The organism is Paenibacillus sp. J22TS3 (assembly GCF_018403205.1).
In the GTDB taxonomy this organism is placed as follows: Bacteria; Bacillota; Bacilli; order Paenibacillales; family Paenibacillaceae; genus Fontibacillus; species Fontibacillus tuaregi.
In genome coordinates, this window is sequence record NZ_BOSF01000003.1 from 764,798 (window position 1) to 778,942 (window position 14,145).

10 protein-coding genes and 1 rRNA gene are annotated in these 14,145 nt (G+C 47.6%); 10 read left to right on the forward strand and 1 reads right to left on the reverse strand.

The annotated features are described in order from the left end of the window. Window positions 1-14: 14 nt before the first annotated feature. From gntK to gyrB, 7 genes are all read left to right on the forward strand, one after another. Complete coding sequence (gene gntK / locus KJS63_RS13315) at window positions 15-1,559, forward strand: gluconokinase (RefSeq protein WP_213619549.1); 1,545 nt, start codon at window positions 15-17, stop codon at window positions 1,557-1,559. A 504-nt stretch (window positions 1,560-2,063) separates the two neighbouring features. Beyond that, window positions 2,064-3,410, forward strand: coding sequence for a chromosomal replication initiator protein DnaA (gene dnaA, locus KJS63_RS13320; RefSeq protein WP_068621650.1), 1,347 nt, complete (start codon window positions 2,064-2,066; stop codon window positions 3,408-3,410). A gap of 305 nt (window positions 3,411-3,715) precedes the next feature. Then, window positions 3,716-4,858, forward strand: a complete 1,143-nt coding sequence (dnaN, locus tag KJS63_RS13325; protein WP_068621651.1) for a DNA polymerase III subunit beta — start codon at window positions 3,716-3,718, stop codon at window positions 4,856-4,858. 45 nt (window positions 4,859-4,903) lie between these two features. Continuing rightward, complete coding sequence (yaaA, locus tag KJS63_RS13330; protein WP_068621653.1) at window positions 4,904-5,119, forward strand: S4 domain-containing protein YaaA; 216 nt, start codon at window positions 4,904-4,906, stop codon at window positions 5,117-5,119. 68 nt (window positions 5,120-5,187) lie between these two features. Continuing rightward, on the forward strand, window positions 5,188-6,300 hold the full coding sequence (gene recF, locus KJS63_RS13335) for a DNA replication/repair protein RecF (protein ID WP_213619550.1): 1,113 nt from the start codon (window positions 5,188-5,190) through the stop codon (window positions 6,298-6,300). A 14-nt stretch (window positions 6,301-6,314) separates the two neighbouring features. Next, window positions 6,315-6,566, forward strand: a complete 252-nt coding sequence (remB, locus tag KJS63_RS13340) for an extracellular matrix regulator RemB (protein WP_068621657.1) — start codon at window positions 6,315-6,317, stop codon at window positions 6,564-6,566. A gap of 38 nt (window positions 6,567-6,604) precedes the next feature. Beyond that, window positions 6,605-8,515, forward strand: coding sequence for a DNA topoisomerase (ATP-hydrolyzing) subunit B (gene gyrB / locus KJS63_RS13345; RefSeq protein ID WP_213619551.1), 1,911 nt, complete (start codon window positions 6,605-6,607; stop codon window positions 8,513-8,515). 52 nt (window positions 8,516-8,567) lie between these two features. Here gyrB and KJS63_RS13350 read toward each other — a convergent pair whose 3' ends face one another. Next, complete coding sequence (locus KJS63_RS13350) at window positions 8,568-9,410, reverse strand: YheC/YheD family protein (protein WP_213619552.1); 843 nt, start codon at window positions 9,408-9,410, stop codon at window positions 8,568-8,570. 473 nt (window positions 9,411-9,883) lie between these two features. Here KJS63_RS13350 and gyrA point away from each other — a divergent pair, with 473 nt between their 5' ends. The 3 genes from gyrA to KJS63_RS13365 form a co-directional block, all read left to right on the forward strand. Next, window positions 9,884-12,418 carry a DNA gyrase subunit A gene (gene gyrA, locus KJS63_RS13355; RefSeq protein WP_213619553.1) on the forward strand — a complete coding sequence of 845 codons (2,535 nt, stop codon included), beginning with the start codon at window positions 9,884-9,886 and terminating at the stop codon, window positions 12,416-12,418. 169 nt (window positions 12,419-12,587) lie between these two features. After that, window positions 12,588-13,676 carry an HD-GYP domain-containing protein gene (locus KJS63_RS13360; RefSeq protein ID WP_213619554.1) on the forward strand — a complete coding sequence of 363 codons (1,089 nt, stop codon included), beginning with the start codon at window positions 12,588-12,590 and terminating at the stop codon, window positions 13,674-13,676. A gap of 338 nt (window positions 13,677-14,014) precedes the next feature. Further along, window positions 14,015-14,145: ribosomal RNA gene (locus tag KJS63_RS13365) — 16S ribosomal RNA — on the forward strand; the annotation flags it as partial.

Below are 14,145 nucleotides of genomic sequence, written 5' to 3' on the forward strand. Positions count from 1 at the left end.
AAGAAGGTACAAACATGAATAATATGAACTACATGATTGGCATTGATATGGGAACTACAAGCACAAAGGCCGTGTTATTTGAAGAAGATGGACGGGTCGTTACCTCAGCGACCCAAGAATATCCGCTCTATACTCCTGATTCTTCGGTAGCTGAGCAGGACCCCGAGCAAATTTTTGCTGCGGTCCTGCAGTCTGTCCGGCAAGTGATGGAGACAAGCGGGGTACAGCCGGAGCAGGTGATGTTCGCCGCATTCAGCTCAGCCATGCACAGCGTCATTGCTGTGGATCAGGAAGGCAAGCCGCTGACGGCCTGCATAACCTGGGCGGATAACCGGAGTGCAGCCTGGGCTGCCAAGCTTAAGAAGGACATGAACGGACATGAAATATATCTGCGCACAGGGACACCGGTTCATCCGATGTCCCCTCTTGCTAAGCTGATCTGGCTGCGGGAGGACCATCCGCAGATTTTCGGCCGTACAGATAAGTTTATTTCTATTAAGGAGTATGTGACAGCCAAGCTGTTCCAACAATATGTCGTCGATCATTCCATCGCCTCCTCCACGGGACTAATGAATCTTCAGAACCTGGATTGGGACGAGGAGGCTCTGCGTGTGGCTGGGATCACCAAAGACCGGCTGTCACAGCTCGTACCGACGACTTACAAGCTCGAAGGATTGGATCCCATATATGCGGGGGTGATGGGGCTATTGCCATCAACCCCTTTTGTCATCGGGGCGAGTGACGGAGTCCTGTCCAATCTCGGTGTAAACGCTATTGAACCGGGAGTTCTGGCGGCCACCATCGGAACCAGCGGAGCGATCCGTACCGTCATAGACCGTCCTGTCACAGATCCGAAGGGGCGGATCTTTTGTTATGCGCTTACCGATAAACACTGGGTTATCGGAGGGCCTGTGAATAACGGGGGAGTGATCTTCCGGTGGGTCAAGGATGAATTTGCAGCTTCCGAGGTTGAGACTGCCAAGAGACTGGGGATCAACCCTTATGATGTGCTGACCAAGATTGCGGAACGGGTTCAGCCCGGCTCTGACGGGCTGCTCTTCCATCCTTATTTGACCGGTGAGCGGGCTCCACTGTGGAATCCCGATGCCAGAGGCTCGTTCTTCGGCCTTACGCTTCATCATAAAAAGGAACATATGGTGCGCTCCGTGCTGGAGGGCGTTATTTTCAATATGTACACCGTACTGCTTGCCATGAAGGAACAAATGGTGCCTTCAGTCATTCATGCGACGGGCGGATTCGCCCGATCGCCAATTTGGCGTCAGATGATGGCGGACATATTTGATCAGGAGGTTATTGTCCCGGAGAGCTTCGAAAGCTCTTGTCTGGGCGCTGTTGTGCTTGGTTTGTACGCTTTAGGCAAGGTCGACTCCTTGTCGGTTGTCTCCACTATGGTAGGGCCAACCCATCGTCATACCCCGATTCCAGAGCATGTAAAGATGTATCAGGAGCTCCTGCCGATCTATATCCGGATCTCTCGCAATTTGGAGAAAGAATATATGGCAATATCCGAGTATCAGCGTAAAATTGTCCATCAATAAGCAGAAATCAGGCTGTGTATAACTTCATTTTTGCGGAAATTTGATGCAGAATCAGCGCTATAAATCACAATTTAGGGCAAAAAACTAACGGCTGCTCCCCATGAAATTGGGGACAGCCGTTTTTGCGTTATCGGACAACCTGTGAATAATTTTTTTTAGTTTTCTACAGGTTCTGTCGAAATTTAAACAATTTATAAACAATATGTAGTGGTGTTAATTATATTTATACACAAGTTATTGAATTTGTGGATAAATTCCGGCTTTGCGTTGAAATATAACACTTCTTTTGCTATGATTGAATTGTTTTCTTTGTGTATATCTTGCTTTTTCGTATAACCTTATCAACAGCCTGTGGATAAAATTGTGAACAATTCGATTTTATACTTTGTGTATATCCTCCCGTTTCACTGATTAATGGGGATAAATCCCCCATATTTCAGTTTTTTTCGACATTCCACGCATGGCTTTAACCACAATTGGATGATTTTAAAGGAGTGACAGTCTGTGGACAGCCATACCTCTGAAATATGGCAGCAAATTTTATCCATCATACAAACCAAGCTGAGCAAGCCGAGTTATGATACCTGGTTCAAGGCAACCAAGGCCGTTTCTATAACCGATCAGACTATCGTCATTTCCGCACCGACTACTTTTGCGGTGGAGTGGCTGGAGAGCCGCTACACCAAACTCGTAGCAACGACAGTCATGGAAATTATGGGCAAGCAAGTTGATGTTTCCTTTGTGATTGAGGAATCAAGACCAAGCGAACCATCCCTTCCCCAGGCCCAAACACCTCCTCCCGTTCCAAGTGAAGACACGATAACCCACATGCTTAATCCGAAATATACGTTCGATACGTTCGTTATTGGTTCAGGCAACCGGTTCGCACATGCCGCTTCTTTGGCTGTTGCAGAAGCACCGGCCAGGGCATATAATCCGCTGTTTCTCTATGGAGGGGTAGGTCTCGGCAAAACCCACCTTATGCATGCGATCGGACATTATATTCTCGAACATAGTCCAAGCAGCAAGGTGGTTTATATTTCTTCCGAGAAATTTACGAACGAGTTCATTAATTCCATCCGGGACAACCGGGCAGAGAGCTTCCGCAACAAATACCGGAATATCGATATTCTGCTGATCGATGATATCCAGTTCCTGGCCGGCAAGGAGTCCACGCAGGAGGAATTTTTCCATACGTTCAACGCGCTGCATGAGGAGCGCAAGCAGATCATTATCTCCAGTGACCGTCCACCAAAAGAAATTCCGACGCTTGAAGAGCGGCTGAGATCCCGCTTTGAATGGGGGCTCATTACGGATATTCAACCGCCGGACCTGGAGACCCGGATCGCGATTCTCCGCAAGAAAGCCAAGGCTGAGAATCTCGATATTCCGAATGAGGCGATGATGTATATCGCGAATCAGATCGATACGAATATCCGGGAGCTGGAAGGCGCCCTGATCCGTGTCGTAGCTTATTCCTCGCTCATCAACCAGGATGTGACCACTCATTTGGCTGCCGAGGCACTGAAAGATATTATTCCGTCCAGCCGGCCGAAGATGATCACAATCCAGGATATCCAGCAGAAAGTTGGCGATTATTACAACCTGCGGATGGAGGATTTCAAAGCGCGCAAACGGACGAAGGCCATCGCGTTCCCAAGGCAGATTGCGATGTATCTATCCCGGGAGCTGACCGATTATTCCCTTCCTAAGATCGGGGATGCCTTCGGAGGCCGGGATCATACAACCGTTATCCATGCTCATGAGAAGATCACCCAGCATCTAAAGGTCGATCCCGAGCTGTATAAAGTGATCAACACGCTAACAGAGAAGATCAAGAATTCGTCCTAAGTCATCTTACAGAAATAGCTCAAAATTTCAGCATAAAAAGATCAAAAGCCTATGCACAATTTATACACATGTGAATAGGCTTCGTTTTATGTTGTTCGCCTGGTTATCCACATATTCAGGCCCCCTACTACTTCTATAATTATTTAAAAGATATACATCTTCATAACACGTGCAGATGAAATCCCCCTGACGGCAATCTTCATCTTCAACCCAATAAGCAGCATATTAGAGTATATGTATGACAAAATCCCAATATGCCTTGTACTGCAAACTTTTTGCCTATACCACCTTTAGGAGCTGAAACTATGAAAATCCGCATATTAAAAAATGATCTGAATGAATCTATCCAGCATGTATCCAAAGCAATCTCCAGCCGCACTACCATCCCGATTCTGACCGGTATTAAGCTGGAGGTTAACTTTCAAGGCGTTATTCTGACCGCAAGTGATACTGACATTTCCATTCAGGCTTTTATTCCAGCTGAAGATGACAAGAAGACCATCGTTCAGGTAGAACGTCCGGGAAGTGTCGTACTGCCTGCGAAGTTTTTTGTCGAAATCATCAAAAAGCTGCCATCCCAGGAGATTGAGATGGAAGTGAGAGACGGCTTCCAAACCTTTATCCGCTCTGGCGCAACCGACATCCAGATGGTAGGGCTTGATCCCGAGGAATTCCCAGTACTTCCAAGCATCGAAGAGGATCAGGTTATTTCCATGCCAGGAGATCTGCTCCGCAATATGATTAAGCAGACGGTCTTCTCTATTTCCACCCAGGAGACAACGCCAATTCTTACAGGTGTTCTCTGGAACTTGAGTGATAGCCTGTTCAAATTCGTGGCTACTGACCGCCACCGTTTAGCCAGCCGTACGGCTCCATTGGATGATGCCGAGAATGTAAGATTCAGCAATATTGTCATTTCTGGTAAAACGCTGAACGAGCTCAGCAAAATCATTCCGGACCAGAACACCCGCGTGGATATCGTTGTGGCAGATAACCAGGTTCTGTTCAAAATTGACCGGGTACTGTTCTATTCACGTATATTGGACGGCACATATCCCGATACTTCTAAAATTATTCCAACCAACTACAAAACGGAGATTGTGCTGGATACCAAGAAGCTCAGCGAATCTATTGACCGTGCTTATTTGCTCTCCAGGGAAGAAAAGACGAATATTGTTCGCCTGCAGACCTTGGAAGATGGTACAATAGAAATTTCCTCAAGCTCATCTGAACTTGGTAAAGTTACGGAGCAGCTCGATGTTGCCGAGTTCACCGGGGACCCGCTTCGCATTTCTTTTAACTCTAAATATATGCTTGATGTTCTTAAGGTTGTCGAAAGTGAGCAGCTGCACATTGGATTCACCGGGCCTATGAGTCCAATTATCATTAAGCCGGTCGATGAGAGCCGCAGCCTATACCTGATTCTCCCGTACCGGACTACCAACTAAAAAAAGTTATACACCTGTTGATAACTTCAGAAGGAGGGATTATGCATGAAAAATATACTTATCCACAGTGAATATATTAAGCTGGACCAATTTCTGAAGCTGGCTGATTGTGTGCCGACAGGCGGGATGGCGAAGGCCCTGCTGCAGGAGGGAGCGGTTAAGGTGAACCGCGAACCGGAGGAGCGCCGGGGCCGGAAGCTGTATCCGGGGGATATTGTGGAGGTTGAGGACTGCGGTACTTTTCAAGTTACGGCTGAATAATCTCCCTGGTAATCCGCGTTACTGCCCTACCCGGGAAAGGCAGCGTAAGATGAGGGGGTAACCGTTCAATGTTTGTCAAAAATTTAAATCTACAGCATTACCGCAACTATAATGAGCTGAAGATGGATTCCTTCGGCAGTGTCAACCTGATCATTGGCCGGAATGCTCAGGGGAAGACGAACCTGCTCGAGGCCATCTTTGTACTGGCCCTCACGAAGTCGCACCGGACAAGCAAGGACAGGGAGCTTATCGCATTCCAGGAGAATGCCGCCCATCTAGGTGCTGAAGTGGACAAGCAGTATGGAGCTGTGACTTTGGAACTGAGGCTGTCTCCCCAGGGGAAGAAGGCTAAGATCAACGGCTTGGAGCAGCGGAAGCTGAGCGACTTCATCGGAGCGCTGAATGTGGTGATGTTCGCTCCAGAGGATCTGGAGATTGTTAAGGGGACTCCTGGCATCAGACGGCGATTCCTGGATATGGAGATTGGACAGGTTACACCAAGTTATCTGTATCATCTGCAGATGTATCAGAAAGTTCTGATTCAACGCAACAACATGCTTAAGCAATCCTGGGGCAGTGGGAGCGACATGTCCACGATGCTGGAGATTTGGAATGAGCAGCTGGCCGAGCATGGTGTTAAAATTATCAGGAAAAGGAAACAATTTATAAGAAAGCTGCAAAAGTGGGCCTCTGATATCCATCAGGGCATAACGAACGGAACGGAGAAGCTCGAGCTCGCTTATCTGCCTTCCTTCGGAGAGGCAGAGGAAGAAGATGAAGCTGTCTTATTGCGGCAGTTTATGATAAAGTTATCACAAATGAAGGATCAGGAGATGCGCCGGGGCATGACGCTTGCAGGACCGCACCGGGACGATCTGGCCTTCCATATCAACGGCAAAGAAGCCCAAGTTTATGGGTCTCAGGGCCAGCAGAGAACAACGGCCCTCTCCCTGAAGCTGGCGGAAATCGAGCTGATTCATGAGGAGATCGGAGAATACCCGGTTCTCCTTCTTGATGATGTTCTTTCTGAGCTGGACCCGTACCGCCAGACTCAATTGATTGAGACCTTTCAAAGCAAAGTACAGACGTTCATTACCGCTACCGGGATTGAGACGATCAATGCCGGCAAGCTGAAGGACGCCAGTATTTATCATGTCCAGGACGGACAAGTAAATAGCTAGGATGGAGGAACGGTATGTACATTCATTTAGGCGGAGAGAAGATTATTTCTTCTGCTGAGCTTGTCGCTATTTTTGATATATCTGTCGAGAAGTCTTCGAAAATCTCCAAGCAATTCGTCACCCATGCGCTCAAGATGAAGCAGGTGGTTCACATTAGTGAGGAAGAATCGAAGTCGATTGTGGTGACGAAGCAGACTGTGTACTATTCACCGATCTCCTCAGCTACGCTCAAGAAGCGGGCACATCATTTTTTTGCAAATGCGTAAATGCAACAACTGAATTTCTATAAGAAGCAGGTGAAAGCATGTCGATGAATGAACAATCCTATGATGAGAATCAGATACAGGTGCTGGAGGGCCTAGAAGCCGTACGGAAACGTCCAGGTATGTATATCGGCTCTACCAGCGCCAGAGGTCTGCATCATTTGGTATGGGAAATCGTGGACAATAGTATTGATGAAGCGCTGGGAGGTTACTGCGACCACATCGATGTTATTGTGCACCAGGACAACAGTGTGACGGTTATTGATAACGGGCGCGGAATTCCGGTAGGAGAACATCCGAAGCTGAAGCGTTCCACGCTGGAAGTAGTCATGACTGTGCTGCACGCCGGCGGTAAATTCGGCGGTGGAGGATACAAGGTATCCGGCGGTCTGCACGGGGTGGGCGTATCGGTTGTAAACGCACTGTCTGAGAAGGTTGTTGTTGAAGTCAAGCGGGACGGTCATATCCATCAGCAGGAATATCGGCGCGGTGTGCCTCAGTATGATCTGCGTATTATTGGTGACACGGATGAGACAGGAACCAAAACAACGTTTGTGCCGGATCCGGAAATCTTCACCGAGACAACCGTCTTTGATTACGATATTCTGCTTACGCGTATCCGCGAGCTGGCCTTCCTGAACAAAGGAATATCCATCTCCCTGCATGATGAGCGTACAGGACAGTCCAATTCGTTCAAATACGAAGGCGGAATCAGTGAATACGTACAGTTTCTGAATCAGAACAAAGAAGCTCTTCATGAGAATCCGATTTATGTCGAAGGTTCAAGAGACATGATTCAGGTCGAGGTTGCTCTCCAGTACAATGACAGCTACACCGAGAATATTTACTCATTTGCCAATAATATTAATACCCATGAAGGGGGTACCCACGAATCCGGATTCAAGAGTGCTCTAACCCGGATTATTAACGACTATGCCCGCAAATATAACCTGATCAAGGATAGTGACTCCAATCTCACCGGTGATGATGTGCGTGAAGGCCTGACTGCGATTATCTCAGTGAAGATTCCTGAACCTCAGTTCGAAGGTCAGACGAAGACGAAGCTCGGGAACAGTGAAGTGCGCGGCATCGTGGAATCCCTGTTCGCTGAGAAGCTTCAGGAATTCATGGAGGAGAACCCTGCGGTCTCCAAGCGGATTCTGGAGAAGGCGCTGCAAGCCTCCCGGGCCCGTGAAGCGGCCCGTAAGGCACGGGAACTGACCCGGCGCAAGAGTGCGCTGGAAGTCAGCTCGCTGCCGGGTAAACTTGCTGACTGCTCCTCCAAGGATGCTTCTATCAGTGAGCTGTACATTGTCGAAGGGGACTCTGCGGGAGGTTCGGCCAAGCAGGGGCGCGATCGTCATTTTCAGGCGATTCTGCCGCTCCGTGGTAAGATCCTGAATGTGGAGAAGGCCCGCCTTGACCGTATTCTCGGCAATGCCGAGATCCGGGCGATTATCACCGCTCTGGGTACCGGTATCGGAGATGATTTCGATCTTGAGAAAGCCCGTTACCACAAGGTCATTATTATGACCGATGCGGACGTGGACGGGGCGCATATCCGTACTCTGATGCTAACCTTCTTTTATCGTTATATGCGCAAGATCATTGAAGCTGGTTACGTGTATATTGCACAGCCGCCGCTCTTCAAGATTGAACGCAATAAGACGGTCCGTTATGCGGGCTCCGAGAAGGAACGTGACGAGATCATCGCTGAATTTGGTGAGAACGCCAAGGTCAACATTCAGCGCTACAAAGGATTGGGCGAGATGAATGCCACTCAGCTGTGGGAGACAACGATGGACCCGGAAAGCCGGACTATGCAGCAGGTCTCCATTGCCGATGCCATTCAGGCTGACTCGATCTTCGATACGCTGATGGGTGACAATGTCGAGCCGCGGCGTGATTTCATTCAGGAACATGCCAAATATGTGACCAACCTTGATTTTTAATTGATGAAGCTGCAGCCTATGGCTGTGGCTTTTTTGTTGTGCACGAATCTTGTTACCGGAATGATGCGCTTCTTGACCTGGAGAACCTTCCATAATGAATCGCGTATTTCCGGATTCTTTTGTAAATGCTTTTATCCTTGAGCTCTTTAAATGGGAAAAGCGCAGGCAGTGTGTTTACCTCCAGAATCCAGGCCTTGAAACCTGCGTCTACCGCTACATCCAGTCCGAGCTCTTTAAGCCGTGGATATGCACTCTGAAGTTGGTACCCAACCAGAGTTCCGATTTGCCGGAGTTCTTGAATCATAAGCTGGAGCTGGCGTTCATTCATATGTGGACCTAATAAGTGCTCAATTGGAAGAGCGGTTCCTCCCCCGTGGTGGTTTGTAATAATCTTTTGATGCGCGGCTACACGCCCGATATAACCGGTTGTTTCCCACTCTCCTTTGAGGTTTTTTTGAACAAGCACCCGAAGGTCAAATTTACGTCTATGATAGGTCAGCATGTCAATCCCTTGCTGGATGAGATACTCCCGTCCTTGGATTTTGTGAATCAAGACGGCATAAAGCTCATCAATGCTCAGGTAGGTTTGAGTTTGCACACCATAACGATGCTTATACGACGGAGGAAGCGGTGAAGGCTCCTGTATTTGCGGCACCTGTGGTTCAGCTTGGGGCAATATATCGCTAGTGAGCGGTCCGTTATACTCCGCGCTCATAACCCCTTGACCGTAGGTGCCTCTATCCGGCTTGATGTAGACCAGCCCATATTTATGGATCATCGTGTTTAGAGTTTCGAGCGAGAATTTCTGGGTCTCTGGAATATAGACTTGAAGATGCGGACCCTGCAGTAGAATTTGAGTTTTTTGCCACTTGCTTGCTATTCGTTGAATTCTCAAGGTCAATTTCCTTCCTTTCCCTCAGCAGGTGATGGTTATCCATGGATACACGAAAAACATAGGACAGAAGAGAAAAACAATGATATAATTATAAGATATGGGGATTTTCCAAGTTTTTTGGACAATTCAGGAATGCCTATGATTGTAGTGTATGTGAATGGTGGGCAAGGGGAATGGACACATCCCCAATTTTCATCAAACGCATGGAGAAAAGGAAGTTTTACGAAGCTAACGTTTAATTGTGCTTATATCGTGAAAGTAATATAATAAATGTTAGTGGTTTTCAGGCGTTTAAGCTGATTTTACGGCTTTTTTCATACTTAAGTGGATTGATCTTGAGACTGATTTACAGGTCTATTTGTACAGCTTACTCCGCATACATGACGATCGGAATGAACGGTTGACAGCGGCTGTTTATTTAGCGGATGGGTTTAACCAAATAGGCATTTTGGAAGATGATAAGGAGGTACAGCATGGCGGAAGAGAAACACTCGCAAATTATAGATCGGGATATTGGTGTGGAGATGCGGGAATCCTTTATGGATTACGCTATGAGCATCATTGTTAGCCGTGCCCTCCCGGATGTTCGGGACGGGCTTAAGCCGGTTCACCGCCGTATTTTATACGCCATGAATGAATTAGGCATGTCACCGGACAAGCCTTACAAGAAATCCGCCAGAATCGTAGGCGAGGTTATCGGTAAGTACCACCCTCACGGGGACTCTGCTGTATACGAATCCATGGTGCGGATGGCTCAGGATTTTGCAATGCGTACCATGCTTGTAGATGGACATGGCAACTTCGGTTCGATTGACGGTGATATGGCTGCGGCCATGCGATATACGGAGGCTCGGCTATCCAAGATTGCGATAGAAATGCTCCGTGATATCAATAAAGAGACCATTGATTTCATGCCGAACTACGACGGGGAAGAGCAAGAACCTGTTGTCTTGCCGGCACGTTTTCCAAACCTGCTTGTTAACGGGGTAACCGGGATTGCGGTGGGGATGGCTACAAACATACCGCCACACAATCTGGGTGAGGTGATCGATGGGGTTCAGGCATTAATCAAGAATCCAGAGATTACTTCCCTGGAACTGATGGATTACATTCAAGGACCGGATTTCCCGACTGGAGGCTTTATCCTTGGCCGCTCGGGCATACGTCAGGCTTATACAACGGGCCGTGGATCGGTTACAATGCGTGCCAATGCAACCATAGAAGAGAATAACAACAAGGCACGGATCATTGTGCATGAGATTCCATATCAGGTTAATAAAGCTCGCCTTGTCGAGAAAATTGCCGAACTTGTCCGTGAGAAGCGGATTGAGGGAATTACGGATCTGCGTGATGAATCTGACCGCAACGGTATGCGTATCGTGATTGAGCTCCGCCGGGATGTAAATCCGAATGTGGTGCTCAATAATCTGTATAAGCATACAGCGATGCAGTCCACCTTCGGAATCAATATGCTGGCGATTGTGAATAAGGAACCGAAGATTCTGACTCTTCGTGAGGTTCTGCATTATTATCTCCAGCACCAAATTGAGGTTATTCGCCGCAGGACTGAATTTGATCTGAAAAAGGCTGAGGCACGTGCACACATTCTGGAAGGTTTGCGGATTGCGCTTGACCATCTGGATGAAGTGATCGCACTGATCCGCAGCTCCCAGACGGCGGAAATTGCCCGTGAAGGACTCATTGAACGGTTTGGTTTGAGCTTTGAACAAGCCCAGGCGATCCTGGATATGCGTCTACAGCGTCTGACAGGACTTGAACGCGAGAAGATTGAGAATGAATATAACGAACTGCTTAAGAAAATTGCGGAATACCGTGAGATTCTTGCTAATGAATCTCTTGTTCTTGAGATCATTGATCAGGAATTACAAGAGATTAAAGAGAAATTCACGGATGATCGCCGTACCGTCATTACCGTAGGGGAAGAGAGTATTCTCGATGAAGACCTGATCCCTCGGGAAGATGTGGTCATTACCATTACGCATACCGGCTATATCAAGCGTCTGCCTGTATCCACTTACCGGAGCCAGAAACGCGGAGGCCGGGGCGTGGTCGGCATGGATACTAAGGACAGCGACTTCGTGGAGCATTTATTCGTAACGAACTCACATCACTATCTGATGTTCTTTACGGATAAAGGGAAGGCTTACCGGATTAAAGCCTATGAGATTCCAGAGCTGGGCCGCACCGCACGCGGGACCCCTATTATTAATCTAATTCAAATTGAACAGGGAGAGACTGTAAACGCGGTCATCCCGGTTGAGAATTTTGAAGAGGACCAGCATCTGTTCTTCGCTACCCGGCAAGGTATCGTCAAGAAGACGCCACTGGATGATTATGTGAACATTCGGAAGGGCGGGCTGATTGCCATTAATCTTCGTGAGGACGATGATCTGATTGAAGTGAAGCTCACACACTCAGGTCAGGAATTGATCATGGGTACCGCCCAAGGCATGTCGATCCGTTTCCCTGAAAGTGATGTGCGTTCAATGGGGCGGAGTGCGACTGGGGTTAAGGGGATTACCTTGGATCGGGATGACCAACTGATCGGTATGGACATTGTTGATCCCGAGCAGGACGTTCTTATCGTTACAGCCAAAGGTTACGGAAAGCGTACCCCGGTTGGGGAGTATCGTGTTCAGAGCCGCGGAGGTAAAGGCATCAAGACGATTAATGTAACCGAGAAGAACGGGGTTGTGGTGGGTCTGAAGGTGGTTAAGGACGAAGAAGACCTGATGATTATCACCAGCAGCGGCACATTGATCCGTACAAGTATGGCTGGAATCTCAACCATGGGCCGTAACACCCAAGGCGTTAAGCTGATTAATATACGGGATGAGGACTCTGTGGCTACTGTATGTCGGACAGACAAAACAGAAGAAACTGAAGAACTCCTTGAAGAAGAAGTGTCCCTGCCAGGTCCGGAGGATCTGATGGATCTTACTGAGAATGAAGAGATTCTCCCGGATATGGAAGACACTGAGGAATAATGATTCGGCCAGAAGGAGCCTCCCTATTGTGGGGGCTTCTTTTTTTCTGATTGTTAGAGAAGCTGTTAACGTAATATAATGGGCTTAATAGGAACTGTCGGATATTAGGAACTTGGAAACCTTACCATAAATTTTAAGAATAAGTCTAAAATTGAGAGGTATACTCATCATGGCTAGTATTTCAGTTAGTGATTTAAAACCAGGTGTGAAAATTGCTTCGGCTGTACATACTCCGCTTGGCGGGGTTCTTTTTAATAAAGGGAAGATTCTGCTGCCGCGTGATCTGGATATCTTACAGGCCTTTCTGGTGCAGTCTGTGGAGGTTGAAGGGGCTGACTCCAAAGTGGTTAGTACAAAAGAGACCGGAAGTAAGAACGGACCCGTGACGAGCTCAGCCGGTACGGTGGAATTCGAGAAGTCTCCTCAAGATCAGCTCTATGTTGAATACGACAGGATGCTTAATTTGATTAAGAGCTCCTTCCAGTCTATATTGGCCTCGGAGCTGCCCGTACTGGATTTGCGTAACCAGCTGGAAGCGCTGATTTCCCAACTGAAATATTATAATGTGCTTACCTTCACTCCGCGGGCAATGAATGAGTATGACTATATGTATCATAACGGAATTTTGTCCGCACTCACCTCTTATCTGATTGCGCAATGGAGTGGACTGCCACAGAAGGATTGGATGCAGGTGGCTTTTGCTGGTCTGCTCCATGATATTGGCAACGCTAAGATCGATCCTAAAGTGCTGTACAGCCCTCTTCCTCTCTCATCGGATGAAGTTGAGGAGATGAGGATGCATACGACATACGGTTATCAAATGCTCAGAAACTCTCCTGCGCTTAATGAGGGGGTTCGTCTTGCAGCCCTTCAGCATCATGAGAAGGTGGACGGATCGGGATACCCATTGCGTCTGACTGGGGATAAAATGCATGTCTACTCTCGCATTGTGGCGGTAGCGGATATTTTTCATGCTATGACTCTCAAAAAACGGTATCGTAAGGCCCAATCGCCATATCTTGTGTTGGAGCAGTTGCAGGCCGAATCTTTCGGCAAGCTAGATCCTGCTATTGTACAGACCTTCATCAATAAGGTTACCCAATTCCATAACGGGACGAGAGTGCGGCTTAGTGATGAGAGAGTAGGGGAAATTGTGTTCTCGGATCGGAATCATCCAACCAGACCGCTTGTGTCAGTTAATGGACAAATCGTTAATTTGGTTAATGAGAGACATTTATATATTGAAAATATAATATAGGTGTTGACTTTATAGTAGGGGTCGGGTTATATTATAGGTCGCCCCTTTTAAGGGCAAGCTTGAAAGATTGGCTGAAGGTTTTACCAATTGAAAAGGTGCTTGCATTTGCTTGGTGGCTGTGTTATATTATAAGAGTTGCTGGCGAGATATTAGAAAGTCGCCGTCACAACGCATGAGAAATTGATCTTTGAAAACTGAACAACGAGTGAGATACAAGATTGAAGAACTTCGGTTCTTTGATCGAATGAGAATTAAAATGGATGAATTTCAATTGAGCTTCGGCGAAAATTAAAATTCCATCCTTTCTCGTCAGATTCAAAATGAGCAAGTCAAACACTTTAATGGAGAGTTTGATCCTGGCTCAGGACGAACGCTGGCGGCGTGCCTAATACATGCAAGTCGAGCGGACCTAATGGTTTCCTTCGGGAAACCGTTGGGTTAGCGGCGGACGGGTGAGTAACACGTAGGT